This window comes from Kitasatospora sp. NPDC001539, from assembly GCF_040298565.1.
In the GTDB taxonomy this organism is placed as follows: domain Bacteria; phylum Actinomycetota; class Actinomycetes; order Streptomycetales; family Streptomycetaceae; genus Kitasatospora.
This window is the reverse complement of sequence record NZ_JBEPAK010000004.1, coordinates 75,298-100,404: the sequence shown is the minus strand read 5'-3', so window position 1 is coordinate 100,404 and position 25,107 is coordinate 75,298. Positions and strand designations below refer to the sequence as shown.

Below are 25,107 nucleotides of genomic sequence, written 5' to 3'. Positions count from 1 at the left end.
AACATCACCACCACACCTCAAACCCCTACCTGTTTGGGGTTCAATTTTCATATGTCTTGTCCTCTCCCCTGGGGGGGGCGGCCGCGGCCGCCGCGCCCCCCACCCCCGTCGGCGCGAGGTCAGCGCTGGCGCGCCGCCAGGAACTCCTCGAAGTCCAGGTACCCCTGGTGACGGGTGTCCATCGAGTGGACCAGCGCCTCGGCCATCGCGAGCGTGACACCGTGGTCGCCCATCTCGTTGGCAGCCAGCGCGTATTCGGCCGGGGTGATCTTGCCGTCACCGTTCTTGTCGAAGCGGTCGAACATCGCCTTGATGTCCTCGATGGTCTCCATCGGGTCCTCCTGGTACTGCGGGTGGTGCACGTTTTCGGACGGCCGTACCCTACCCGCCGTGGTGTGCGCCACGGCGTCCGGGAGTGGACGGGCGCGGGGGTCGGTGTCGTAGTCTGCGGATCTGATGCGGGCCCGGGCACCTCCCGGGCGGTCGTTCGTCCAGGGAGGGAACATGCTCGATCTCGCCACCAGGCTGGTGCTGAAACCCGTTTCGCGCGGGATCTGGCGCCCGGTCATCGAGGGTGTCGAGAACGTGCCGCGCAAGGGCGGGGTGATCCTGGCCAGCAACCACCTGTCCTTCATCGACAGCGTGGTGATCCCGCTGACCGCCCCGCGCCGCGTCCACTTCCTCGCCAAGGCCGAGTACTTCACCGGCACGGGCCTCAAGGGCCGCCTGTCCAAGGGCTTCTTCGAGTCGATCGGTGCGGTGCCCGTCGAACGCGGCACCTACCGTTCCGCCCAGGCCTCGCTGGAGTCGGCGCTGGAGATCCTCGAGGCGGGCAAGGCCTTCGGCATCTACCCGGAGGGCACCCGGTCGCTGGACGGCCGCCTCTACCGGGGCAAGACGGGCGTCGCCTGGCTGGCCCTGACGGCGGGCGTGCCGGTGGTTCCGGTGGCCCTGGAGGGCCCGGAGCAGATCCTGCCGGTGGGCAAGCGGGTGCCGCGGATCAAGAAGGTGACGGTCCGCTTCGGCGAGCCGCTGCACTTCGACGAGCTGCACGGGCAGGCCCGCTCGCTGAAGGCCCGCCGGCACGTGACCGACGAGGTGATGGCGGCGATCCAGCGGCTCTCCGGCCAGGAGGTCGTGGAGAGCTACAACGAGGTGCCGAAGGCGGCTTGACCGCCCCGCTCATCCTGGTCCGCCGCGCGTGCCGGGCCGTACGGGTCCGCCCCCGCGTGCACGGCCACGCGTGCACGGTCACGCGGGCCCGGCCGTACGGAGCCGCCCGGGCCGGGAGGTACGGGTCCGCCCCCACCTGCCCGGTCACGCGTGCCCGAGGGCCGCGTCCGACAGGGCGGCCGCCGCCGGAGCCTCCCGGCGCAGCAGCGCCGCGTACCGGCCGTCCAGCTCCACCAGCTCCTCGTGGGTGCCGAGTTCGACCACTTCGCCGCGGTCCAGCACCGCGATCTGGTCCGCGGAGCGCACCGTGGAGAGCCGGTGCGCGATGGTGATGGTGGTGCGGCCGGCGGCCAGCGTGTCGACGGCCTGCTGGACGGCGCGCTCGGTGCGGTTGTCCAGGGCGCTGGTCGCCTCGTCCAGGATCAGCACCGGCGGGTTGCGCAGGATGGTGCGGGCCAGCGCGAGGCGCTGCTTCTCACCGCCGGAGAAGCGGTAGCCGCGTTCGCCGACCAGGGTGTCGTAGCCCTCCGGGAGGGCGGCGATGGTCTCGTGGATCTGCGCGGCCCGGGCGGCCTCGACCAGTTCGGCGTCGCTGGCGCCCGGTTTGGCGAAGCGCAGGTTCTCGGCGACCGAGGCGTGGAAGAGGTAGGTCTCCTGGGAGACCACCCCGACCGCGCGGGCCAGGGTGTCGAAGGACAGTTCGCGCACGTCCACGCCGTCCAGGGTGACCCGGCCGCCGGTGACGTCGTACAGCCGGGGGACGAGGTAGCTGAGGGTGGTCTTGCCCGAGCCGGTCTCGCCGACCACGGCCAGTGAACTCCCGGCGGGGACCGCGAGGTCGACGCCGGCCAGGGTCGGGCGCTGCTGCTCGGGGTCGTAGCGGAAGTCGACGGCCTCGAAGCGGACCTCGCCGCGGATGTCGTCGAGGGTGACGGGGCGGGCGGGCTCGGCGATCTCCACCGGCAGGTCGAGGTACTCGAAGATGCGCTGGAACAGCGCGAGCGAGGTCTGGACGTCGACGCCGGTGGACAGCAGGCTCACGGTGGGGCGGAACAGGCCCTGCTGGAGGGTGACGAAGGCGACCAGGGTGCCGACCGAGACGATCGGCGCACCGGCGGCGGAGGTCAGCCCGGCCGCCCAGTAGATCAGCGCGGGCATCGCGGCCATCACGATCTGGATGGTGTTCATCCGCCAGCGCCCGGCCATGCTGGCCCGCACCTCGAGGTCCGCCAGCTGGTCGGACTGCCCGGTGAACTCCCGGGCGAGCGAGTCGGAGCGGCCCATCGTGCGGCCGAGCAGGATGCCGCTGACGGAGAGCGACTCCTGCACCGCCGAGCTCATGGCGGCCAGCTGCTTCTGCCGCTCGGTGGTGATCTTCTTGCGCTCCCGCCCGACCCGTCGGCTGATCCACACGAACAGCGGGAGCAGCAGCAGCGAGACGACGGTCAGCCGCCAGTCCAGCGCGACCATGGCGACGATCGAGGCGATCACCGCGGTGAGGTTGGAGACCAGGCTGGTGGCGGTGGAGGTCACCGTGGACTGCATGCCGCCGATGTCGTTGGCGATCCGGGACTGCACCTCACCGGTGCGGGTGCGGGTGAAGAAGGCCAGCGACTGCCGCTGGAGGTGGCCGTAGACGGCGGTGCGCAGGTCGTGCATGACCCGCTGGCCGACGGTGGTGGAGATCAGCGTCTGCAGCACGTTGAAGATGCTGTTCACCACGGCGGTGAGGATCATCCCGAGCGCGAGCAGGCTCAGCAGGCCGGTGCGGCCCTGCGGGATGGCGGTGTCCAGGACGGCCCTCAGCAGGAACGGCGAGACGACGGAGACCACCGCGGAGGCGGCCACCAGCAGCCCGACGGCGGCCAGGCGGCCCCGGTACGGGCGGAACAGCGCGAGGATCCGCCGCCACTGCGCGGGCGGGCGGGGCTCGCCCGCAGCGCGGTCGGGCGGGGTCCAGTCGATGGCGGCGGGCCTCAAGGACGGGCCTCCCTGGGTCGGACGCGCGACGGCGGCGCGGCGGCGGGCGGGGCGGTCGGGTGGGTGCCAGCATAGCGGGGGTAGCTCATAGTTAGGCAAACTAATAGTGAGCGCCGCTCTATTCCGCTCCACATCCTCCGCCCCGCCCGCCCGCCGCGGGCGTCAGTCCGTCCGGTAGGTGCGCGCCGCCTTCGAGGAGAGGCCGCCGAGCTTGCCGGAGGGCAGCACCCGGGCGACGGCCACCGCCGCCTTGTAGCGCTTGCCCGGCACCGACAACGACTTGCCGCGCGCCAGGTCGCGCATCGCCTCCGCCACCACCCGCTCGGCCGAGAGCCAGGACCAGGACGGGATGTTCCCGGTGCCCATGCCGGCCCGCTCGTGGAACTCGGTCCGGGTGAACCCCGGGCACAGCGCCATCATCCGCACCCCGGTGCCACCGAGGTCGCGCAGCACGCCCTGGGTGAAGCTGACCACCCACGCCTTGCTCGCCCCGTACGTGCCGCGCGGCAGGAAGGCCGCCACCGAGGCGACGTTGACGATCGCCCCTCGCCCGCGCTCGCGCATCCCCGGCAGGGCCGCCGTGGTCAGCCGCAGCACCGCCTCGATGTGCACCTTCACCATGTCCAGCTCGGCCTGGAGCGGGACGGCGCCGAAGGCGCCCTTGTTGCCGAACCCGGCGTTGTTGATCAGCAGGTCCACCGGGCGTTCGGAGTCGGCGAGCCGGGCCTCCACGGCGGCGATGCCCTCCTCCGTCGCGAGGTCCGCGCGCAGCACCTCCGCCTCGACGCCGTACTGCGCGTTCAGGTCGGCGCTCGCGCGCTCCAGGCGTTCGGCGTCGCGGGCCACCAGGACGAGCCGGTAGCCGCTGCGGGCGAGCCGGCGGGCGAACGCGGCTCCGATGCCGGCGGTCGCGCCGGTGATCAAGGCTGTGGTCATGCCCCCGACCGTACCGACTCCCCGCGGCCGGGCCCACACCGCGCGTCGACGCAGCTGCTCGACCAGGGGGATTGCGGGTAATCAGTCGCACACGTAGTGTCGAACAGGGGCATCACCCGACCGGGTGATGACACCATGTGAGGAGGCAGATCTGATGCTTACTCAGTTCCGTACGGAATCCGCTTCGGCGTCACAGAGCGCGACGCTCGCCGAAGCCGAGACACTCGCGAGCCTGATGGTGGAGGACGAGGCCGTCGTGTCCGACGCGCCCACGTACCTGCCCGAGGCCGCTGGGGCGTCGCTGCTGGCCGGCCTGCTGCTGACCTCTCCGAAGCCCCCCAAGGAGAAGCCGACCCGGTGAGCCGGGACGACCTCGTCGACTGATGACCGGGCCGGTCCGACGACCCGGCCGGCCCTCCTCAGCAAGGAGGCACACCACTGATGCCATTCGCCGAGACGTCACTGCGTGAACAGTACGCCGCGGCCGTCGAGCGGGTGGCCGGCCGGACCCTCGACGCCCTCCGGGGCGGCGGGGATCCGGCCGCACTCGTGGAGCCGGACGCCGCCGTACCCCGCCCGCTGCTGGCCGCCGTGCGGCTGCTCGGTGCGGACCTCCTCGCCCCGTCCCTGTTCGGCGGCGGCGAGCCCGACCCGGCCACCGCCGCCCTGCTGGCCGAGGCGCGACGCGTGGTCCCCGCACCGGCACCCCCCTCCGAACAGGCCGCGCTGGTCATCGCCTGGCAGGACTGGGCAGCCGGGCGGCTGCTCGTCCGCGCCGGCCACGCGGAGGCCGCGCCGCGGCCGGCCCCGCTGCCCGGCCCGGAGGACCTCGGCTGGCAGGCCTGGTCGGTGCGGATGTCCCAGCTGTCCGTGCTCGCCCTGCCCACCCTGGACGGCCCGGTCCACGACGCCGCCCTCGCGCACGCCCTGGCGCTGGCCCGGGGCACCGTCCGCTCGATGCTGCGGCGCGACCTCACCACCGCCGCCCGGCTCGCCCGCTGGCTCGCCTGGACGGAGGCCGAGGGCCGGCGGTCGCGGCTCGACCTCGAACCGGTGCTGGACCGGATCGCCCTGGCCGGTGACGGCAGCGCCCGGACCGGGCTGGAGCTGGCCCTCGCCCGCCGGCTGCTCGACCGCGCCCGGCCGTCGGACGCCGAAGGGGGCCGAGCGGCATGATCGACACCCACGTCCTCGCCACCGCGCAGCGGTTCGGCTCCCGCGCACTGACCTGGCTGCACGCCGCCCACCGCGACGGCCTCGGCCGGATCCCCGACAACACCGTCGTCGACCTCGCCACCCCCAACGACGCCTACAAACCGCTCGGCGAGCTCGCCCTGGCCGCCTCGGTGGTCCTGCGCGACGGCGTCGCCGGTCCGGCCGGCACACGAGCCGCCCGGGAACTCCTCGACTACGCGTGGGAGCAGCTGCGCGAGGGGGACCTGCTGTACGAGCGGCAGCTGCGCCACGTCACGATGAGCGACCCGCTGGAGCTCTACGGCCACTTCGCCCGGGCCGGCTACCGCCACCCCGCCCTGGACGACCTCCTCGAGTCGATCGGTCGGCTGCGGGCCGCGCACGCCATCGAGATCCAGGGCAACCGGCGGCTCGCCATCGCCAACGCCCGGCGGCTGATCGGACTCAGCCACCAGCCGGACTGGGCCGCCCTGACGGCCGGCACCTGGCTCGGTGCCCTGCCCGAGCCCTGGGCCGTCGAGTGGGAGATCGCCTACCAGAACACCCACACCGTCTTCCACCTCACCGACTGGGGAGCGCACCCGGAGGGCCTCCCCGAACCGATCCGCGACTACCTGCACGACTGGCTCCCGGCCTGGCTGGACATCTGGCTGGAGATCGGGCAGTGGGACCTGGCCGTCGAACTCCTCATGGTGGACGCGTGCATCGGCGAACCGATCACCGGGCGCCAGGGCTGGGACGCCCTGGCCGCCGTCCAGCGCGCGGACGGACTGGTGCCCCGCGACGCCAACGATCCGGTGAGCGACGACCGGGAGGAGGCGTTCCGGGAGAACCAGCACACGGCGGTGGTCGCCGTCCTGGCGGGCGACATCACCCTGGCCCGGGCACTGGGCGCCGACGCGGCGGCCGCGTGAGCGAGCTGGACGCCGCGGTGTCAGCGGCGGTGCGGGCGGCCGAACCGTACGCCACCGCCGTCACGGTGGCCCTCGCGCGCGGGGCGCGGGAGGAGGTCCGCTGCCACGGTCGGACCGGCCGCGGGGCGCACGCGGGGGCGTGCACACCGGAGACGGTCTTCGAACTCGGCTCGGTCAGCAAGACGTTCACCGCGCTGCTGCTGGCCGACCTGACGGTACGGGGCGAACTCGCGCCGGAGGATCCGCTGGAGAGCCGGCTGCCGCCCGACTGGCCACCCCCCGCCACGCGTTCCTCCGAACCGATCCGCCTGCTGCACCTGGCCACCCACACCTCCGGCCTGCCCCGGCTGCCGCCCGGGCTGCTGGCGGCGGCCCTGCCGAGGTGGCGCAGCAACCCCTACGCGACCTTCGACGCGGCGCGGTTGAGGGCCTCGCTGGCCGGAACCACCGTGCGCAGCAGGCCGGGTAGCCGCTACCGGTACTCCAACTACGGGGTCGCCCTGCTCGGGCACGTGCTCGCCGCGCGGAGCGGCCTGCCGTACGAGGCCCTGCTCGCCGAGCGCGTCTGCGCACCGCTGGGCCTGCGCGCCACCAGCTGCGCGCCGGACGCACCGGGGCAGGCCGTCGGGCACCTGCGCGGGCGGGAGTTGCCGCCGTGGCACGCCCCCGGACTGCCGGGTGCGGCGGCGGTGCGGGCGAGCGGAGCGGATGCCCTGCGCTACCTCCGGGCCCATGTCGACGGCGGCGGCGGGGAGTTGGGAGCGGCCCTGCACGAGGTGCAGCGGCCCCGGCTGCGGCTGCCGCGCTCGGGCGACGAGGTGTGCCTGGTGTGGAACCACCGCGGCTCGGGCGGCCGCGACCTGTACTTCCACGCGGGGGCGACCCGCGGGTTCACCGCCCTGGTCGGGTTCTGCCCGCAGTCGGCCACCGCGGTGGCGGTGCTGGCCAACACCGGGACGACGCTCGGCGCCCGCTTCGTGCAGGCGGGCTACGAGGTGCTGCGGGCGGCCGCCCGGGAGGGGTAGCGACCGGGCTCGCAGGTCCTCCGACCGGCCGGGCCGGGCGGGCGGGTGCGCGCATCCGGGCGCGTACGGGCAGGTGCAGGTGGGTGCCGGGTCGGTGCGGGCAGGTACGGGTGGGTGCCGGGTGGGCGCGGGCTACGCCGCGACCGCCTTGGCCCGGTCCGCGGCGATGTGCACGGCGAGGCCGCCGAGGACGGTGCCCATCGCGTAGCGCTGGACGCGCAGCCAGGCCGGGCGGCGGTTGAGGAACGTGGCGATGGTGCCCGCGCTCAGCGCGATCAGGCCGTTGACGGTGACCGCGATCGCGATCTGGACCAGCCCGAGCACCAGGCTCTGCACCGCGACGTGGCCGCGTTCGGGCGCCACGAACTGGGGCAGCAGCGAGATGTACATGATGGCGATCTTCGGGTTGAGCAGGCAGGTGAGGAAGCCCATCGCGAACAGGCGGCGCGGCGGGTCCGGGGGCAGCTGCTGCGGGGCGAAGACCGCGGCGCCACCCGGCTTGACCGCCTTCCAGGCCAGCCAGAGCAGGTAGCCCGCACCGGCCAGCTTGAGAGCGGTGTAGAGCACGGGCACCACGGAGAAGACGGCGGCCACCCCGGCCGTCACCGCGACCAGGTAGACCAGGAAGCCGGTCGCGACGCCCGTCAACGAGACCAGCCCGGCGCGCCGCCCCTGGGCGATCGAGCGGGAGACCAGGTAGATCATGTTCGGGCCGGGCGACAGCACCATGCCCAGCGCCACGGCGGCGATCCCCAGGACGGCGTGGCCGTCCACGGCGTCCAGGCCCCTCACGGCGGATGTCAACGCGTCCATGCAAGGAGGCTAGAGCGCCCGGCGATCTCGATGCAATGATGACTTTGCGCTCGGTGCAATCCCCTGCGACCCGGGACGGAACGCTGGAAGGGCTGGACACCGGTGGACGACTACCGCCTGATCGCCGACGGCCTCGCCGCCGAGATCGCCGACGGACGGCTGCGGCCCGGCCAGCAGCTGCCCACCCAGCGCGCGTTCGCCCGCAGCCGCGGCATCGCCGCCTCGACGGCGGCCCGGGTCTACCGGGAGCTGGCCCGGCGCGGGCTGACCGTCGGCGAGGTCGGACGGGGCACCTTCGTCCGGGCCGGGCAGGGGACGGAGGGCGGGCTGGTCGCGCTCGCCGAACCCGCGACCGCACCCGTCGACCTGGAACTCAACTACCCGACCCCACCCGGGCAGGCCGAGCTGCTGGCCCCGGGGCTGGCGCCGTTGCTGCGGCCGGACGCACTGGCCGAGACGCTGCGACCGGTGGGCGCGGCCGGGACGGCCGCGGCGCGGCGGGCCTTCGCGGGCCTGGTGTCGACCGGCGCCTGGCAGGCCGGCCCGGAGCACCTGCTGTTCGGCGGGAACGGACGGCAGGTCGTCGCCGGCGCGCTGTCCGCGCTGGTCGGGCCGGGTGAGCGGCTGGGGGTGGAGGCGCTGACGTATCCGGTGGTCAAGGCGGTGGCGCAGCGGCTCGGCATCCGGCTGGTACCGCTGGCGATGGACGGGGACGGGCTGCTGCCCGGCGCCGTGGCCACCGCCCACCGTGCGGCGCCGCTGCGCGCGGTGTACCTCCAGCCGCGGTTGCAGAACCCGACCGGGGCGAACCTGCCGGCCGAGCGGGCGGCCGCACTGGCCGAGGAGCTGCGCCGAGCGGACCTGCCGGTGGTGGAGGACGCGATCTGGTCCTTCCTCCGGCCCGGGTCGACGCCGCTCGCCGCCCTGGCACCGGAGCGGACCGTCCTGGTCGACAGCCTGTCCAAGCGGCTCGCCCCCGGACTGACCACCGGCTTCGCGGTCGTCCCGGACGGGCTGCGGGAGCGGGTGGCGGGCGCGCTGCGGTCCGGCGGGTGGGCGCCGAGCGGATTCGCGCTGGAGGCGGCGGTGCGCTGGATCGGGGACGGGACCCTGGCGGCGGTCGAGGCGGCGAAGCGTGCCGACGCGGCGGCCCGGCAGGAGGTGGCCCGGCGGGTGCTGCGGGGCGCACGCCTGCGGGCCGACCCGTGCTCGTACTACGTCTGGTGGGAGCTGCCGGCGGCCTGGCGGGCGGAGACCTTCGTCGCGGCGGCGGCGAGGGCGGGGATCTCGGTGACTCCCGCGGCGGCGTTCGCGGTCGACCCGCGGAGCACACCGTCGGCGGTGCGGGTGGGGCTGGCCTCGCCGCCGCTGCCGGTGCTGGAGCGGGCGCTGGCAGCGCTGGGACGGATCGCCGGGGGTGACGGCTGACGGATGCCGGACCGCGGCCGACAGGTCCCGAAGGCTGCCATCCGCCCCCGGCGAGCCCCATCAGCCACCCGCCCCCGGCGCCCGCCCCGTCAGCCGTCCGCCCCCGACACCCGCCCCGTCAGCCGTCCGCCCCCGTCCGGCTCCCCCGCGCCGCCGTGTCCGCGGCGCCACCGGCCCCGACGGCGCGCAGCCGGGAGGCGGCGGTGGCGGCGAGCTGCGGGGCGAGCCGGGCCACGTCGCGGGAGCCGACCACCGCGATCAGGCTCGGCAGCACCCAGCGCACGGGCTGCATGCCGCGCAGCCACGCCTGGGCGTACACATGGGCGGAGCGGCGGGCGATCCCGGCGACGATCCGGTCCACCGCGGGCTCCAGCGGGTAGGTCTTGTTGGCCGGCCACGGCAGCCGGCTGCGCATCTGCCTCAGCACGGCGTCCTGGTCGGCTCCGCGCACCATGTCGGTGTCGGTCCAGCTCAGGTAGCCGACTCCGACCTTGACGCCCTGGTGGGCGACCTCGGCGCGGATCGAGTGGGCGAAGGCCTCCACCCCGGCCTTGCTGGCGCAGTACGCGCTCATCAGCGGCGCGGGGGTCAGTGCGGCGAGCGAGGCGATCTGCAGCAGGTAGCCGCGGCTCTCGATGAGCGCCGGCAGGAAGGCACGGGCGGTGGCGACGCTGCCGAGCAGGTTGACCTCGATGACCCGGCTGAACGCCCGGTGGTCGCTGTCGGTCAGCGGTCCGCCGATGGCGATGCCCGCGTTGGCGACCACGGTGTCGATCCGCCCGTGGTGTTCCTTGATCCGCCGGGCGGCCTCGCCGAGCGCCTCCAGGTCGGTGACGTCCACCTCCCAGGAGGTGGCGGCCGCGCCGCACTGCGCCGCGACGGCCTTCAGTTCTTCCGGCTCCAGGCCGAGCAGGGCGACCTCGGCCCCCCGCCGGGCGAGCTTGCGGGCCAGCGAGGCCCCGACTCCGCGGGCGGCCCCGGTGACGACCACGACCTGTCCGGACAACGACGGGACGGCGTTCATGCGGCGGTGGTCCTCTCGGTGGTGGTGGCGGCGGGAGCGGCGGGGCGGGCATCGGGGGCCAGGTGGGCGGCGGCCATCCGGTGGATCTCGGCGGCGACCTCCACCGGGCGCTCCAACGGCGCCATGTGGCCGACCCCGGGCAGCAGCAACAGGCCCTGCGCGTCGGCGAGTTCCTCGACGATCCGGTGGGCGTGCGCGGGCGGGGTCAGCCGGTCCGCGGTGCCGACGACGACGGCCGTGGGCGCGGTGATCCGGCCCAGTCCGGCGCGTACGTCCAGTCGGCCGAGCACTCCGGCCCAGTTGGCGCGCACGGCGGTCGGGCAGGCGTGCACGATCCGGGCCGTCGCCTCGACCTGTCCGGCACTCGAACCCGGCCCCATGGTGGCGTACTTGAGCGCGGCGCGGCTGACCGGCGTGACCGGTCCGAGCGGCAGCCGGGACAGCAGCAGCCGCCGGTGCAGGAAGCGCCGCACCGCGGGGGCGCGCAGGGCCGGCGGCAGGACGGTGAGTTCGGCGACCAGCCCGGCCGGCCCGGTGGAGATCAGCACGTTGGCGGCGGTGCGCTCGGCGACCTCGGGGCGGCCGCCGGCGGCCATGATGGTCATCCCGCCCATGCTGTGCCCGGCCAGCACGGCCCGCTCCCCCGCCGGTACGGTCCGCAGCAGCACGGCGGTGAGGTCCTCGGCGAGCGCCCGGGTGGAGTAGCGGGCGCGGCTCGGCGGGATCTCGCTGTGCCCGTGGCCGCGCTGGTCGTAGACCACCACCCGGTAGCGGTCGGCGAGTTCGCGGATCACCGGAGCCCAGAAGGCCGTCGAGCAGGTCCAGCCGTGGGAGAGCACCACGGTGGGCGCGCCCGGCTGGCCGTGCACCTCGACGTGCAGCCGGATGCCGTCGGCCGAGCGCACGCTCAGCTCCTCGGCGGGCTCGGGCGGCTCGTACCCGGCGGGCAGCGCGACCGGACTCATGCGGAAACCTCCTGGGCGGTGCGGGTGTTGGCGGGCGCGGTGCGCATGATCAGCTCGTACTCGCCGAGGTCGACCTTGCGGGTGGCGCGCCGGAAGGACGTCGTGGAGCCGGGCCAGAGCACGGTGTTCCGGCCGCTCGGGTCCAGGTACCAGCTGCGGCAGCCTCCGGTGGTCCAGACGGTGCGGTCCATCCGGTGCTGGAGTTCGAGGTTCCACTGCCGCTGGGCCCGGGCGGTGGGTTGCATCGCGGTGGCGCCGATCGTGTCGAGCATGGTCAACGCGTCGACGAGGTAGTTGAGTTGGGACTCGATCATGAGGATCATCGAGCTGTTGCCGAGGCCGGTGTTCGGGCCGATCACGAAGAACAGGTTGGGGAAGCCCCGTACGGTGGAACCGCGCAGCGCCTCCATGCCGCCCTTCCACTCCTCGGCGAGGCTGGTCCCGTTCGCGCCGAACACCCGGGAGCCGATGGGCATGTCGGTCACGTGGAAGCCGGTGCCGAAGACGATCGCGTCCACCTCGTGCTCGCTGCCGTCGGCGGCGACCAGGGTGGAGCCGCGCAGTTCGCGCAGGCCGGAGGCGACGACCTCGGTGTTGGCGGCGGCGAGCGCCGGGTAGTAGGTGTTGCTCAGCAGGATGCGCTTGCAGCCGATCCGGTAGTCCGGGGTGAGCTTGGCCCGCAGCGCCGGGTCGGCGACGCCCTGGGCGAGGTGGCGTTCGGCGAGCTGCTGGACCACGCGCAGCAGCCCGGGCCGGCGCACGAAGGCGTCCACCTGGAGCTCGCGCAGCGCGAAGAGGGTGCCGCGGCGGATCTTGGCGGTCACCGGGAGGCGGCCGTGCAGCCACCGCTCCAGCCGGCTGATCTCGCGGTCACGGCGCGGCAGCACCCAGGCCGGGGTGCGCTGGAACACCGTGAGCCTGCCGACCTTCGGCTGGATGGACGGGATGATCTGGGCGGCCGAGGCTCCGGTGCCGACCACCGCGACGCGCTTGCCGGTCAGGTCGTAGTCGTGGTCCCAGCGGGAGGAGTGGAAGACCTTGCCGGGGAAGTCCCTGAGGCCGGGCAGGTCGGGGATCTGGGGGTCGGCGAGCGGTCCGGCGGCGGACACGACGGCGTCGGCGGTCCACTGGCCGGCCGAGGTGGTGATCCGCCAGCGGGTCCGGTCCTCCTCCCAACGCGCCTCCAGCACTTCGGTGTTGAAGCGCAGGTGCGGGCGCAGGCCGAAGACGGTGGCGACCTTCTCCAGGTAGGCGCGGATGTCCGGCTGGCCGGAGAAGCTGCGCGGCCAGTCGGGATTGGGCGCGAAGGAGAAGGAGTAGAGGTGCGAGGGCACGTCGCAGGCGCAGCCGGGGTAGCTGTTGTCGCGCCAGGTGCCGCCGACGGAGTCCGCGCGTTCGAGGACCACGAAGTCGGTGATCCCGGCACGGCGCAGCCGGACGGCGGCACCGAGGCCGGCGAAGCCGGAGCCGATCACCGCCACCCGCACGTGCGGGACGGTCTCCCGCGCAGCGGTGGTGTCGGTCGCTGCGGACGCGCCGGAGCGGGGGCGCTTGCTGCTGGATGCCATGCGGCAACCTCCTGGGGGTGGGGCGGTGATCGTCGCGCTCTTCCGGGGCGGCCCGCCCCGGAACCTCCCGGCGGCTCGCCTCCGGGACCCTGCCAATTGCGCCAGTAATCACTGGCATGGTTGGCAGGGTAGCCCTTGCTGACACCGGATGGAAGAAGCCCGACCGCCCGGATTCGCCCGAGTTCCCGGAGGCTCCCGACCGGCGCCACGGACCTATGCTGATCGCCGTGGACAAGGTCAGAGCTGCTGCGGACGACAAAAAGCGCGAGTACCGGGTGGAGGAACTGGCCGAGGCGGCCGGGATCACCACCCGCACCCTGCGCTTCTACCGCGAGCGCAAACTGCTCCAGCCGCCCCGCCGGGAGGGCCGGATCGCCTGGTACGGCGAGGAGCACCTGGCCCGGCTGCGGATGATCGGCGAACTGCTCGACCGCGGCCACACCCTGGGCGGGATCGCGGAACTGATCGGCGCCGGCGAGAGCGGGCAGGACGTCGCGGAGCTGATCGGACTGGAGGCGGCGATCGTCGCGCCCTGGTCCGACGAGACCCCGGTACGCCTGCAGTGGGACGAACTGAAGGCCGCCTTCGGGGACCAGCTCACCGAGGAGAACACCGCCGAGTCCATCGCCCAGGGCTACATCACCGTCGAGGAGGACGGGATCACCCACGTCAGCCGGCGGCTGATGGACGCCACCACCGCACTGGTCGCGGAGGGGGTGCCGCTGTCAGCGGTGCTGGCCGCCAGCCGGCGCACCCAGGAGCACATCGACGCCATCGCCGAGATCTTCATCGAGGTGGTCAGCGAGCACGTGCTCAGCGCGCTGTCCGGCGACACACCGCTGGCACCCGGCGAGGCGGCCCGGCTCACCGAGCGCATCCTGCGGGTCCGACCGCTCGCCCGCACCGTCGCCGACGCCCAGTTCACGCTCGCCATGGACCGCCGGGTGCGCGCCGAGTACGCCGAACTGCTGCGCCAGCGGCGGGAGTACGGCTCCGAGGCGTAGCGGGGCCGCCGGGCGGGCAGGGATCCCGGCGGCCCGTCCGGCCGTCGGACGCCGGCCGCCCCACGGGAGGAGCCCGCCCTGGGGAGCAACCAGCCCGGTGCAGGAGCCGCCGATGACCCGTTCCCTCACCCGCCGCGCCGCGCTCGGTCTCGCCGCCGGACTCGCACCGGGCCTGGCGCTCGCCGCCTGCGGCGCCGGCTCCCCCGCGCCGGGCGGTGGTTCGCCCGGGGCCGGCGGGACCAGGGCCGTCCGGCACGCGCGCGGCGAGAGCGCCGTACCGGCCAGGGCGGGCCGGGTGGTGGTCCTGGACACCGACGCGCTGGACTCGGTGGTGACCCTCGGGATCACTCCGGTCGGCGCCACCACGGTCGGCGGGGGCGCGCCCTTCCCCGCGTACCTGCCGGCCGAGCGGCTGGCCGGCACCAAACCGGTCGGCGTGATCGGCCAGCCGAACCTGGAGGCGATCGCCGCGCTGCGGCCGGACCTCATCCTGAGCAACCAGGTCCGCGACGACAAGCGCTACGAGCAGCTGTCCAGGATCGCGCCGACCGTGCTGTCCAGGACCACCGGGCCGAGTTGGAAGGAGAACGTCCGGCTGCACGCCGAGGCGACGGGCCGCCAGGCCGAGGCGCAGGCCGCGGACACCGCGTACCGCGCGAAGCTGCGGGAGCTCGTCACCGCGATCGGCGGACCGGCCAGGGCCGCGGCCACCCGGGTCGAGATGGCCCGCTTCCTGGCCGGTGCGCCCACCCGGCTCTACCTCAACGACACCTTCGTCGGCTCGCTGTTCAAGGACCTCGGGCTGGGGCGCCCGGCCAACCAGGACAAGCCCGGCTTCTCGCTGGAGATCAGCCCCGAGCAGGTGGACCAGGCGGCGGCCGACGTCATCTTCTACTCGGTGTACGGGGACGCGGCCGAGTCCGACCAGGCGAAGATCACCGAGGGCGCGCTGTGGAAGGACCTGGACGCCGTGCGCAACGGCCGGGTGTACCGGGTGGACGACAACCTCTGGATGCTCGGCATCGGGTACACCGGGGCCGGGCTGGTCCTGGACCAGATGCGGGCGGACCTGGCGGCACCGGCGAGCGGATGAGCGAGGACGGGCGCCGGATGACGGACGGTGCGGTCCGCCGTCCGCCGGTCCTCCGCCGTCACTGGAACCGCCACTGCTGGGACGGATTGCCGGGCGTGCAGGTCACCATGGTGACCGGGTTGCCGGGGCCGTTGCTGGTCATGCAGGACTGGTTCTGGTAGTCGGCGAGCGTGTACGTGCCGGAGGAACTGCCGTTGCGGACGGACCAGTTCGTGAGGAAGCTGAACCCGCCGTTCAAGGTGACCTTGCCGTCCATGGTCTGGACCAGCGACGGACCGCCGTTGTTGCAGGCGTGGAACTCGATCCAGCTGCCGGGGTTGGTGGAGCGCACCCAGCCGTACTGCGTGGCGCCGCCGAGCACGATCGGGTTGTCACCGCTCAGGGTGTCGTCGCGCAGGCCGATCGCGCGGCCGTCCTTGGCGCTGACGATGGTGCTCCAGCTGTCGCCGCCGCAGGACGCGGGCCGGGCGGGGGTCTGCGGAGCGGGCGGGTTCCCGCCGTTGTTGGTCTGCCCCGGCTGCTGCGGGTTGGCGGCCGGCGGGTTGACCGAACCGCCGCCGCCACCACCCGAGCCGGTCGGCTGGTTGGCCTGGCCGGCCGACGACCCGCTGGAAGAACCGGCGTTCCCCGAACCGGGGTTGGCTCCCCCACCGCCCCGGCCGGGCTGAGCGGCGCCACCACCTGCGCCCCCACCCGCGCCACCACCCGGCGCACCCCCGCCCTGCGCCGGTGCCGGGGCCGCGGCGTTCGGCTGCCCGCCGGCGGGTGGCTGGTCGGCGGCCGGGGCGGCCGACGGGGTGTCGGTCGGCTGCGAGGTGGCGGGCGTGGCGGTGCCCGCCGCGGTGGTGGCGCTCTGCACCGCCGGGACGGTCACCACCACGGTCGGCTGGGCGGCGGGCGGCGCCGCATCGGCGGTACCGGGGCCCCGGTCGATCAGCAGGGCCGTCGCCGTGCCCAGCGAGATGACGACCGGGATGACGATCGGCACGAGCAGGGTGCGCCGGGAACGGCGCCCGCCCGGTTCGGTCCTCGCATCCGGGTCGACCTTCACCACCTGGTCCCGCCCGGCCCCGCCGGCGTCCTCCGCCCCGGACGCCCCCTTCCCCGCGGCCCGCAGGTCGATCGTCCCGGTGTCGGCCGGCCGCCACGGTGCCGCGGGCGCGCCGATCGCCGCCCTGGCCGCGGCCGCCATCTCGGCGGCGCTGGCGTACCGGTCGTCGGGGTTCTTGGCCAGCGCGGTGGCGACCAGCGCCCGTACCGCGGCCGGGAAGGTCTCCGGCAGCTCGGGCACCGGCTGGTTGACGTGCTTGAGCGCCACCTGCAGCGGCCCCTCGCCCAGGTACGGCACCTGACCGACGAGCAGTTCGTAGCAGACCACGCCGATCGAGTAGAGGTCCGAGGCCGGCCCGGTGCTCGCGGACGCGGCCTGCTCGGGGGACATGTAGGCCGCGGTGCCGATGATCGCGTACGGGGCGGTGAGCTTGGTGCTGGCGATCGCGCGGGCGATGCCGAAGTCCGTGACGACCACCCGGTCGTCGTCGCGCACCATCAGATTGGAGGGCTTGAGGTCGCGGTGCACGATGCCGCGCCGGTGCGCGGCGTGCAGCGCGTCCAGGGCTTCGGCGAGCAGGCCGAGGGCGCGCTCGGCGCTCATCGGCCCGCCGTCCTTGAGCACCTGGTTGAGCGGGCGGCCCTCGATCAGGTCCATCACGATGTAGGCGCAGCGCTCCGCGCCGTCCCCGCCGCTCTCGCCGTAGTCGTGCACGTCGACGATCCCCGGGTGGTCGATCGCGGCGACCAGTTGGGCCTCCCGGCGGAAGCGCTGGACGGCGGTGCCGTCCTCGAACAGCTCCGCCCGCAGGATCTTGATCGCGACCTGCCGCGCCAGCACCTCGTCGTCGGCCCGCCAGACCGCGCCCATGCCACCGCCGCCGATCTTCTCGACCAGCGTGTACCGCCCGCCCAGCACGGTGCCCGCGCTACTCATCGACCTGTCCCCCCAGGTGTCATGGACCCGCCCCGACGGGTCGTCGGCACACAGTGTGCCAGAGCGTGCCCCGGGCCCAGCAGCCCCTGGCAGCAGGAGGATCGGCGCCGCCGGTCAGTCCTTCCGGACGTACCGGGCGTGGTCGGACACCTCCAGGACGGCCGCGATCACGGCGCGCGGCCGGTCCGCGTGGATGGCGTGCCCGGCGCCGCGCACCACGCTGTGGGTGCCGCGGGCGGTGCTCGCCGCGATCCGGGACTGCAGGGCCGTCCAGCGGGAGCGCAGCGCCCGGGGCAGTCCGTCGCTCGCGCTCAGCACGGCGACGGGCACGTCGGGCAGCCGCCCGGCGGCGCGCCGTCGGCGCAGTTCGGGGACGGCGAGGGCGGTCAGCCGGTTCTCCGCGAGCACGGTGCGCCGCTGGTGCGGGCGGGCGAGGACGGCCGCCTCGGCCAGGCCGAGCGCGTCACCGCTGTGCTGCTCCCCGGCGGGCGCCAGGGCCGTCCGGAGCAGGTGGAGCCGGGTGAGCACCGCCTCGGCGGCGCTGACGCTCTGCGGCCTGAACTCCTCGTGGGCCGGGTCCACCAGCACCAGGCCTGCCACCAGCTCCGGGCTGCGCCAGGCCAGGAGTTGGGCCAGCTGGCCGCCCCAGCTGTGCCCGACCAGCACGGCCGGTCCGGCGTCCAGGTGCCGTACCAGTGCGGCCAGGTCCCCGACCTGCTGGTCCAGGGTCGGGGGCGCCAGGGCCGCCGGCGGGACGCGGCCGGGTTCGCTGGCACCGAGCCCGGCCCGGTCGTACGCCACGACCCGGGCGCGCTCCGCCAGGACCGGCAGCACCGGGGCCCAGCTGAGCGAGGACTCGCCGCACCCGGCGATCAGCACCACCGGCGGACCGTCGCCCGCGCCGGCCTCCACCCAGCGCAAGGCCCGTCCGCCGCGGTCGAGTTCGCCCGGCCGCAACTCGACCGGGGTTCGTTCGGCGAAGGCCCGGACGATGGCTTCCTGGACGCCCCGCAGGCCCCCGGGACTGTTCTGCGCTTCCCGCACCGTCGACATGTTCGGTTCCCCCCTGGATCCGTCGGCGTCTCCCTTCTACCTGATTCCACCCGGTGGCTGCCAGCGATCACCGGCCGCCGGACACCCGGGTCGCCCCCGGGCCGGCCGCCCCGGCCGGCGAGCGGAGAACGGCGGTCGGCCGGGCGGCGAACAACCGATGACGGCTACGGATGACAGATGGTGAAAGCTGTCACCCGTCATCCGTCATCCGTCATCCGCCGGCCGTCGGTCGCTCCCCCGTCCGCCGCACCCCCCTTCGCCCACTCGTGCGACAGTGGTAGACAGCGAAGGGAGCACGAACGTGCTGATGGACAAGGTGGCGGAGATCCTCGCCGAGGCTTCGGCCGAGGCGGTGGAACCACGCTTCCGCGCGCTGGCCGCCGGCGACGTGATGGAGAAGGCGCCCGGCGAGGTCGTCACGATCGCCGACCGCGAGGCCGAGGCGATCATCGCCCGCCGGCTGAGCGAGCTGCTCCCCGTCCCCGTGGTCGGCGAGGAGGCCGTCGCCGCCGATCCCGCCCTTGCCCGCGCCATCCACGACGAGCCGGCGGTCTGGCTGGTCGACCCGGTGGACGGCACCTCCAACTTCGTGGCCGGCCGGCCCGACTACGCGGTGATGTGCTCCCTGGTCCGCTCCGGCCGGACGGTCGCCGCGTGGATCTGGCAACCCGCCGCCGGCACCGGCTACCGCGCCGAACTCGGCGCCGGCGCCTGGCGCGACGGGGAGCGCCTCACCCGCAGACCGGCACCGGCCGACCCGGCCGAGCTGACCGGCGTCCTGAAGAGCCGCTTCCTCGACCCCGGCCGGCGCCGCCACCTGGAAGCGAACTCCTCGGCCTTCGGCGAGATCGGCCCCGGCCGCAGCGCCGCCGGGATCGAGTACCCGGACGTGGCCGAGGGCCGGTTCGACTTCATCCTCTACTGGCGCACCCTCCCCTGGGACCACGCCCCCGGCTCGCTGCTGCTCTCCGAGGCCGGCGGGGTCGCGGCCCGCCTGGACGGCAGCCCCTACCGCCCCGAGGCCCCGGGCTGCGAGGACGGACTGCTGGTCGCCGCCGACCCCCACACCTGGGAGATCAGCCGCGACATCCTGCTGGGCACCTGACGGCGCCCCTCGAGCGCCCCGCCCCTCGAGCGCCCCGCCCCTCGAGCGCCTCGCCCCGCCCGAACGCCACCACCCGGGAGCCGCACCACCGCAGGCCTCCGCAGGGCCGCGCCACCACAGGGCCGCCGCCCGTGAGCTACCCCGCCCGCTCCCCGGCGACCTCGTGCCCCGCGCCGACCACCTCCCGCAGCAGCGCCCCCACCTCCTCCACCGTGGTGTGGGGATTGAGCAGCGTGAGCTTCAGCCGTACCCGCCCGGGCCCCTCCCCCGGTAGTTCGGTGCGCCCGACCACCGCCCGCCCGGTGCGCAGCAGCAGCCGGCGCAGCCGCCCGTTCAGCTCGTCGACGGCGGCCTCGTCCGTGAGCCCGGGCGGCCGGTAGCGGAACAGCAGGGCGGTCAGCACCGGCTCGGCGTGCAGTTCGAGCGCGGGTTCGGCGCGGACGGCCGAGGCGGCGGCCAGCGCCAGTTCGTGGCAGGCGTCGACCAGCCGGCCGAGCCCGTCGCGCCCGAGGGTGCGCAGCGTGACGGCCAGCTTGAAGGCGTCGGCCCGGCGGGTGGTGCGCAGCGAGCGGCCCAGCAGGCTGGGGTAGCCGGCCCGCTCGTCGTCCACCGGGTTGAGGTACTCGGCGCGCCGGGCGAGCGAGACGTACGTCTCCGCCCGCCGGACCAGGAAGACCCCGGCGGCGGCCGGCTGCCAGCCGAGCTTGTGCCAGTCGAGGGAGACGGAGTCGGCGCGGGCGATGCCGTCGAGCAGCGGGGCCAGCCGGTCGGAGAGCAGCGCCCCGCCCCCGTACGCGGCGTCGACGTGCAGCCAGGCGCCGTAGCGGCCGGCCAGTTCGGCGGCGGTGTCCAGCGGGTCGATCGCGCCGGTGTCGGTCGTACCGGCGGTGGCGACGACGGCGATCGGGGTGCGGCCGGCCCAACTGGCCTCGGCGAGGGCGCGTTCCAACTCGTCGGGCAGCATCCGCAGTCCGCGGTCGACGGGGACGGCGACCACGGCCCGTTCGCCGAGTCCGAGCAGGGCGGCGGAGCGCTGGACGGAGAAGTGGGCGACCTCGGAGGCCAGGATGCACGGCCGGAGTCCGGCCGGGATCCCGTCCAACTCGACGATGCCGTCGAGCTTCTGGTCCCGGGCCAGCATGAGCCCCATCAGGTTGGACTCGGTGCCGCCGGAGGTGAGCACGCCCGCGGCGCGCGCCGGGTCGTAGCCGACCAGCGCGGCGAGTTCGGCGAGCAGTGCGGTTTCCAGGGCCGTCGCGGCGGGGGCCTGGTCCCAGGAGTCCTGCGAGGGGTTGAGCGCGCTGACCGCGAGGTCGGCGGCGGCGGCCACGGCGAGCGGGGGGCAGTGCAGGTGGGCCGCGCAGGCGGGGTCGGCCGGGTCGGCGGCGCCGTGGGCGAGCAGTTCGGTGAGCCGGGCCAGCGCGTCGCGTCCACCGGCGGCGGCCAGCGCGTCGGTGACCAGGGCGGCGATCTCGGCGGGGCTTCCGGCGGGCAGCGGGCCGGCGCGCCGCGTGGTGCCGGTGTCGAGCGCGTCGAGGACGGCGGCCAGCAGCGGTCGGAGTGCCGCGGGCCCGCCGGCCCCGCCCGCGAGCGCGTCCAGGGCAGCGGGCCCGCCCGGCGGTTCGGCCGCGGGGCCGGACGGGGCGGTCACGCCCGCCCTCGCGCGGCCGCCCCCGTGGCCGCCCCGGGAGCCGCGCCCACCGCCACCGCCGAGGGCGCCGAGGCCGCCGCGATGGCGTCCGCCAGCCGGTCGAGCACCGCGGCCACCTGCTCGTCGGTGATGGTGAGCGGCGGCAGCAGCCGCAGCACCGCGTCGTGCCGTCCACCGAGTTCGACGATCAGGCCGCGCGCCAGGCACGCCTCCCGCACCCGCACGGCGAGCGCCGGGTCCGCCGGGCGGGCCCCGCAGGCGTCGGCCTCGGCGGCGGCGTCGACGAGTTCGACGCCGAGCATCAGTCCGCGCCCCCGCACGTCGCCGATCACCGGCAGTTCGGCGGAGAGCTCCCGCAGCCGGGCTGCCATCCGGGCGCCGACCACCCCGGCCCGCTCGGCCAGCCCGTGCGAGACGACGTGACGCAGTGTGGCGGCCCCGGCGGCCATCGCGAGGGTGTTGCCGCGGAAGGTGCCGGTGTGGGCGCCCGGCCGCCAGCCGTCGTAGTCCTCCCGGTAGACGACGACGGCGAGCGGCAGACTGCCCCCGATGGCCTTGGACAGCACCATGGCGTCCGGGACGACGCCGCTGTGCTCCACCGCCCACATGGCGCCGGTGCGCCCGACGCCGGTCTGCACCTCGTCCACGATCAGCGGGATGGCGCGTTCGGCGGTGATCCGGCGCATCTCGCGCAGCCAGCCGTCGGGCGCGGGCACGACTCCGCCCTCCCCCTGGACGGCCTCCAGGATCATCGCGGCGGGCGGCACCACCCCGCCCGAGGGGTCGTCCAGCAGCCTTTCCACGTACGTCGCGGCGAGGTCGGTGCCCGCCTGTCCGCCGACGCCGAACGGGCAGCGGTAGCCGTACGGGTAGGGCAGCCGGACGACCTCGCCGCCGCCGGGCAGCGGTTCCTTGACGGCGACGTTGCCGGTCAGGGCGAGGGCCCCGGCGGTCATGCCGTGGTAGGCGCCGGTGAAGGCGAGCGCGCCGGCGCGGCCGGTGGCGGTCTGCATCAGTTTGAGCGCGGCCTCGACGGCGTCCGTCCCGGCCGGTCCGCAGAAGTGCACCCGGGCGCGGGCGGCGAACTCCGCGGGCAGGCTCTCGAACAGCGCGCTGGTGAAGTCGTCCTTCTCGGCGGTGGCGAGGTCGAGCAGGTGCAGCGGGGCGCCGCTGTCGAGGGTCCGGCGGATCGCCTCCAGCACCACGGGGTGGTTGTGGCCGAGGGCGAGGGTGCCGGCGCCGGAGAGGCAGTCGAGGTAGCGCCGCCCGTCGGCGCCCTCGACGGTCATGCCGTTGGCGCGCACCGGGACGATCGGGAAGGAGCGGGCGTACGTCCGGGCGGCGGACTCGCGGACGCGCTGGCGGCGCAGGATGGCCTCACCGGCGGGCAGTGCCCCGGTGGCGGCCCCGCAGGCGTCCTGGGCGGGTACGGCGGCGAGCGACAAGGCGAACCCCCAGAAGAAGTTAGGTAAGCCTGACCTTACCGACCTTGACCTGGCGGAAAGCCGGTGGGCCGCCAGATCCACCCGAGAGGGTGAACCTCACCTCGGTGCCGGCGACACCACCCCGACCCGGTCAACGAGCCGAGCGCCGCGAGGTCACGCCCCGCGCCCGGACCGCTCGGCGCCGACGCGCTCGGGCCCCGCCCACCCGTCCCGTACGGTCAGGGCCGCCCCGTCCAGCGGTAGCAGAGCTCCGGCCGCCCGACGCTCCCGTACTGCGGCTCCCGCACCGCCCGCCCGGTGTCCACCAGGTGCTCCAGGTAGCGCCGCGCGGTGATCCGGGAGACCCCGGCGGCCGCCCCCGCGGCCGCCGCCGACAGCCCGGTCGCGGCCTCGCGCAGCACGGAGGCGACGGTGTCCAGCGTGGGCGCGCTCAGCCCCTTGGGCAGGGTGCTGCGCTCGGGCGTGCGCAGCAGCGCGAACGCCTGGTCGACCTCCTCCTGCCCGGTCGCCTCCCCGGCCCGGCCCAGGCTGTCCCGGTAGCGGGCGTACCGCTCCAGCCGGTCGTGCAGCGCGGCCGCGCTGAACGGTTTCAGCAGGTACTGGACGACCCCTGCCGACACGGCCTGCCGGACCATGGCGAGGTCGCGGGCCGAGGTGACGGCGATGACGTCGGTGCCGTGTCCGGCCGCGCGCAGCGTGCGGCACAGCTGCAGGCCGTGACCGTCCGGCAGGTAGAGGTCGAGCAGGGTGAGGTCGACGGACGTGCCCGCGGCGCGCGCCCGCTCCAGGAAGCGCAGGGCGTCGGCGCAGCTGTGCACCGTCCCGGCGACGTGGAAGCCTGGCTCGCGCTCGACGTAGAGGGTGTGCGCGGCGGCGGCCACCGGGTCGTCCTCGACGACCAGGACGGAGATCCCCGCCCGGGCGCCGTCGGCCGCCGTCACGCCGGGGCTCCTTCCGGTTCCCGGGCGCGGCCGGCCAGCGGCAGCCGTACGGTGAGCACCGCGCCGCGCTCCCGTCCGACCTCGACGGTGCCGCCGTTGCGCCGGGCCGCCTGGGCGACCAGCGCCAGCCCGAGGCCGTGTCCGCGGCCGTCCTGCTTGGTGCTCCAGCCGCGCCGGAACACGTCCCGGACGGCGGAGGGGTCGATGCCGGCCCCGGTGTCGGCGACCCGCAGCAGCAGGCAGGCGGACGACGGGTCCTCGCCGTCGATCCGCGCGGTGACGGTGACCTCCGGCGGGACGGGGCTCTGCCCGGCTCCGGCGATCGCGGCGTCCACCGCGTTGTCGATCAGGTTGCCCAGCACGGTGACCAGGTCCCGGGCGGGGAGGCCGGGCGGCAGCACGCCGTCGTCGATCCGGCTGTCCTCGGTGAGGGTCAACTCCACGCCGCGCTCGGCCGCTTGCGCGGCCTTGCCGAGCAGCAGCGCGGCCAGCACCGGCTCGCTGACCGCCGCGACCACCCGGTCGGTGAGCTGCTGGGCGAGTTCGAGTTCGGCGGTCGCGAACTCCACCGCCTGTTCGTGGCGGCCGAGTTCGATCAGCGAGACCACGGCGTGCAGCCGGTTGGCGGCCTCGTGCGCCTGCGCCCCGAGGGCTTCGGTGAATCCCCGGACGGAGTCCAACTCGCCGCTCAGCGACTGGAGTTCGGTGTGGTCGCGGAGGGTCACCACCCGGCCGAGGCCGGTGCCGATGGTGGAGGTGTTGAGCACCACGACCCGCTCGGCGGTCAGGTGCACCTCGTCCCGCACCGGCGCCTCGCCGAGCACGGCCGCCACCAGGGCCTCGGGCAGGCCCAGTTCCGCGGCCGGCCGCCCGTCCAGGCCGTCCGGCAGGCCGAGCAGTTCGCGGGCGGCGTCGTTGCACAGCACCACCCGGTTCGAGCGGTCGAGCAGGATCAGCCCCTCCCGCACGGAGTGCAGGGTGGCCTGGTGGTACTCGTAGAGGTGGCTGAGCTCGTCCGGCCCCATGCCGTGGGTGTGCCGCCGCAGCCGGGAGTTGGCGAGGTAGGTGCCCGCCCCGCCGAGCGCCAGGGCGGCCAGTGCGACACCCACCAGGGCCAGCAGCGGACCGCTCAACTGTGCGGAGATCGACTCCAGGGTCAGCCCGACGCTGACCAGCGCGACCACCCGGTGCCGGTCGTCCCAGACCGGGGTGACCACCCGCACCGACGGGCCGAGCGTGCCGGTGTAGGTCTCGCTGCGGGTCTGCCCGGCGAGCGCCCAGTCGATGTGCCCGAGGTAGCGCTTGCCGATCTGCTCGGGCAGCGGGTGGGTCCAGCGCACCCCGTCGGTGTCCATGACGGTGATGAAGGAGACCCCGGTGTCCTGGCGCACCCGCTCGACGTACGGCTGGAGCAGCCCGGTCGGGTCGGGCCCGGCCACGGCGGACCGGACGGACGGCGAGTCGGCGACGGCATGGGCGACCGAGGTGACCTCGCGGCGGGCCGCGTCCTCGGTGCGTTCGGCGGTGAACAGGTACGCGAGCACCGCGCCGCCCGCGACCACGGCGGCCACGATGACCACCTGGACGACGAACAGCTGCCCGGCCAGACTGCGGACCAGCCGGCGCGGCAGCCGCGGCAGGGGTGGCGGGAGCGGCCACCGGCGGCGAGGGCGGTGGGAGGCGGCGGGCACGGACATGCCTGCCAGTGTGCACCACGCCCTCCGGGGCTCCCAGGGGTCGTGGCACCCCCGCCCGCCGTGAACTCTATGAACGCAAACGTGACCCGCGTCACGCCCGCGCCCATAGTC

The 25,107-nt window shown here is 75.0% G+C and carries 22 protein-coding genes; 9 read left to right on the top strand and 13 right to left on the bottom strand.

What is annotated here, in order from left to right; genetic code table 11:
- Positions 1-119 precede the first annotated feature (119 nt).
- Positions 120-332 carry an EF-hand domain-containing protein gene (locus ABT247_RS02175; RefSeq protein ID WP_350736539.1) on the bottom strand — a complete coding sequence of 71 codons (213 nt, stop codon included), beginning with the start codon at positions 330-332 and terminating at the stop codon, positions 120-122.
- Between the two features lie 172 nt (positions 333-504).
- On the opposite strand from ABT247_RS02175, the gene ABT247_RS02170 reads away from it, so the two are divergent.
- Entirely contained in the window at positions 505-1,173 is a 669-nt protein-coding gene (locus tag ABT247_RS02170) for a lysophospholipid acyltransferase family protein (protein ID WP_350736536.1), read from the top strand.
- 144 nt (positions 1,174-1,317) lie between these two features.
- On the opposite strand, the gene ABT247_RS02165 is transcribed toward ABT247_RS02170, so the two are convergent.
- Together ABT247_RS02165 and ABT247_RS02160 are read right to left on the bottom strand one after the other, a co-directional pair.
- Positions 1,318-3,153 (bottom strand): ABC transporter ATP-binding protein, encoded by a 1,836-nt coding sequence (locus tag ABT247_RS02165; RefSeq protein WP_350736534.1) that lies wholly within the window; start codon positions 3,151-3,153, stop codon positions 1,318-1,320.
- A 162-nt stretch (positions 3,154-3,315) separates the two neighbouring features.
- On the bottom strand, positions 3,316-4,089 hold the full coding sequence (locus ABT247_RS02160; protein ID WP_350736531.1) for an SDR family NAD(P)-dependent oxidoreductase: 774 nt from the start codon (positions 4,087-4,089) through the stop codon (positions 3,316-3,318).
- A gap of 154 nt (positions 4,090-4,243) precedes the next feature.
- Here ABT247_RS02160 and ABT247_RS02155 point away from each other — a divergent pair, with 154 nt between their 5' ends.
- The 4 genes from ABT247_RS02155 (at position 4,244) to ABT247_RS02140 (ending at position 7,222) form a co-directional block, all read left to right on the top strand.
- Positions 4,244-4,450, top strand: a complete 207-nt coding sequence (locus ABT247_RS02155) for a hypothetical protein (protein WP_350736528.1) — start codon at positions 4,244-4,246, stop codon at positions 4,448-4,450.
- Between the two features lie 80 nt (positions 4,451-4,530).
- Positions 4,531-5,265: a hypothetical protein gene (locus tag ABT247_RS02150; RefSeq protein ID WP_350736525.1), complete on the top strand. Its 735-nt coding sequence runs from the start codon at positions 4,531-4,533 to the stop codon at positions 5,263-5,265.
- Complete coding sequence (locus ABT247_RS02145) at positions 5,262-6,197, top strand: DUF6895 family protein (RefSeq protein ID WP_350736522.1); 936 nt, start codon at positions 5,262-5,264, stop codon at positions 6,195-6,197. Before ABT247_RS02150 ends, ABT247_RS02145 begins: the two co-directional genes overlap by 4 nt.
- Positions 6,194-7,222, top strand: coding sequence for a serine hydrolase domain-containing protein (locus ABT247_RS02140; protein WP_350736520.1), 1,029 nt, complete (start codon positions 6,194-6,196; stop codon positions 7,220-7,222). The genes ABT247_RS02145 and ABT247_RS02140 overlap by 4 nt, the downstream gene beginning before the upstream one ends.
- A 132-nt stretch (positions 7,223-7,354) precedes the next feature.
- On the opposite strand, the gene ABT247_RS02135 is transcribed toward ABT247_RS02140, so the two are convergent.
- The gene (locus tag ABT247_RS02135) at positions 7,355-8,035 is read right to left on the bottom strand and encodes a LysE family translocator (protein WP_350736517.1); all 681 of its coding nucleotides are present in this window, start codon (positions 8,033-8,035) and stop codon (positions 7,355-7,357) included.
- Positions 8,036-8,137: 102 nt separating this feature from the next.
- Here ABT247_RS02135 and ABT247_RS02130 point away from each other — a divergent pair, with 102 nt between their 5' ends.
- The gene (locus ABT247_RS02130; RefSeq protein WP_350736514.1) at positions 8,138-9,463 is read left to right on the top strand and encodes an aminotransferase-like domain-containing protein; all 1,326 of its coding nucleotides are present in this window, start codon (positions 8,138-8,140) and stop codon (positions 9,461-9,463) included.
- A 118-nt stretch (positions 9,464-9,581) separates the two neighbouring features.
- On the opposite strand, the gene ABT247_RS02125 is transcribed toward ABT247_RS02130, so the two are convergent.
- Genes ABT247_RS02125 through ABT247_RS02115 form a run of 3 tightly spaced genes read right to left on the bottom strand, consistent with a single transcriptional unit; the run spans position 9,582 to position 13,020 of the window.
- On the bottom strand, positions 9,582-10,487 hold the full coding sequence (locus tag ABT247_RS02125) for an SDR family oxidoreductase (RefSeq protein ID WP_350736511.1): 906 nt from the start codon (positions 10,485-10,487) through the stop codon (positions 9,582-9,584).
- Positions 10,484-11,452, bottom strand: coding sequence for an alpha/beta fold hydrolase (locus ABT247_RS02120; protein WP_350736508.1), 969 nt, complete (start codon positions 11,450-11,452; stop codon positions 10,484-10,486). The genes ABT247_RS02125 and ABT247_RS02120 overlap by 4 nt, the downstream gene beginning before the upstream one ends.
- Positions 11,449-13,020: a flavin-containing monooxygenase gene (locus ABT247_RS02115; RefSeq protein ID WP_350736505.1), complete on the bottom strand. Its 1,572-nt coding sequence runs from the start codon at positions 13,018-13,020 to the stop codon at positions 11,449-11,451. The genes ABT247_RS02120 and ABT247_RS02115 overlap by 4 nt, the downstream gene beginning before the upstream one ends.
- Positions 13,021-13,247: 227 nt before the next feature.
- Between ABT247_RS02115 and ABT247_RS02110 the strand changes: the two genes are divergently transcribed.
- Positions 13,248-14,024, top strand: coding sequence for a MerR family transcriptional regulator (locus ABT247_RS02110; RefSeq protein ID WP_350736502.1), 777 nt, complete (start codon positions 13,248-13,250; stop codon positions 14,022-14,024).
- A gap of 112 nt (positions 14,025-14,136) precedes the next feature.
- Complete coding sequence (locus tag ABT247_RS02105) at positions 14,137-15,117, top strand: ABC transporter substrate-binding protein (protein ID WP_350736499.1); 981 nt, start codon at positions 14,137-14,139, stop codon at positions 15,115-15,117.
- Positions 15,118-15,175: 58 nt separating this feature from the next.
- Here ABT247_RS02105 and ABT247_RS02100 read toward each other — a convergent pair whose 3' ends face one another.
- A complete protein-coding gene (locus ABT247_RS02100) occupies positions 15,176-17,104 on the bottom strand; it encodes a serine/threonine-protein kinase (RefSeq protein WP_350736497.1) in 1,929 nt (642 codons plus the stop codon).
- Between the two features lie 114 nt (positions 17,105-17,218).
- The gene (locus ABT247_RS02095) at positions 17,219-18,157 is read right to left on the bottom strand and encodes an alpha/beta fold hydrolase (RefSeq protein ID WP_350736494.1); all 939 of its coding nucleotides are present in this window, start codon (positions 18,155-18,157) and stop codon (positions 17,219-17,221) included.
- Positions 18,158-18,464: 307 nt separating this feature from the next.
- Between ABT247_RS02095 and ABT247_RS02090 the strand changes: the two genes are divergently transcribed.
- Positions 18,465-19,262: an inositol monophosphatase family protein gene (locus ABT247_RS02090; RefSeq protein WP_350736551.1), complete on the top strand. Its 798-nt coding sequence runs from the start codon at positions 18,465-18,467 to the stop codon at positions 19,260-19,262.
- Positions 19,263-19,398: 136 nt separating this feature from the next.
- Here the strand turns inward: ABT247_RS02090 and ABT247_RS02085 are convergent, their stop codons facing one another.
- The 4 genes from ABT247_RS02085 to ABT247_RS02070 all read right to left on the bottom strand — a co-directional run bounded on the left by ABT247_RS02085 (position 19,399) and on the right by ABT247_RS02070 (position 24,996).
- Positions 19,399-20,913, bottom strand: coding sequence for a pyridoxal phosphate-dependent decarboxylase family protein (locus ABT247_RS02085; RefSeq protein ID WP_350736491.1), 1,515 nt, complete (start codon positions 20,911-20,913; stop codon positions 19,399-19,401).
- On the bottom strand, positions 20,910-22,358 hold the full coding sequence (locus ABT247_RS02080) for a diaminobutyrate--2-oxoglutarate transaminase family protein (protein ID WP_502892363.1): 1,449 nt from the start codon (positions 22,356-22,358) through the stop codon (positions 20,910-20,912). The genes ABT247_RS02085 and ABT247_RS02080 overlap by 4 nt, the downstream gene beginning before the upstream one ends.
- A gap of 218 nt (positions 22,359-22,576) precedes the next feature.
- Positions 22,577-23,299 carry a response regulator gene (locus tag ABT247_RS02075; RefSeq protein ID WP_350736488.1) on the bottom strand — a complete coding sequence of 241 codons (723 nt, stop codon included), beginning with the start codon at positions 23,297-23,299 and terminating at the stop codon, positions 22,577-22,579.
- Complete coding sequence (locus tag ABT247_RS02070; RefSeq protein ID WP_350736485.1) at positions 23,296-24,996, bottom strand: sensor histidine kinase; 1,701 nt, start codon at positions 24,994-24,996, stop codon at positions 23,296-23,298. The genes ABT247_RS02075 and ABT247_RS02070 overlap by 4 nt, the downstream gene beginning before the upstream one ends.
- Positions 24,997-25,107: the final 111 nt, after the last annotated feature.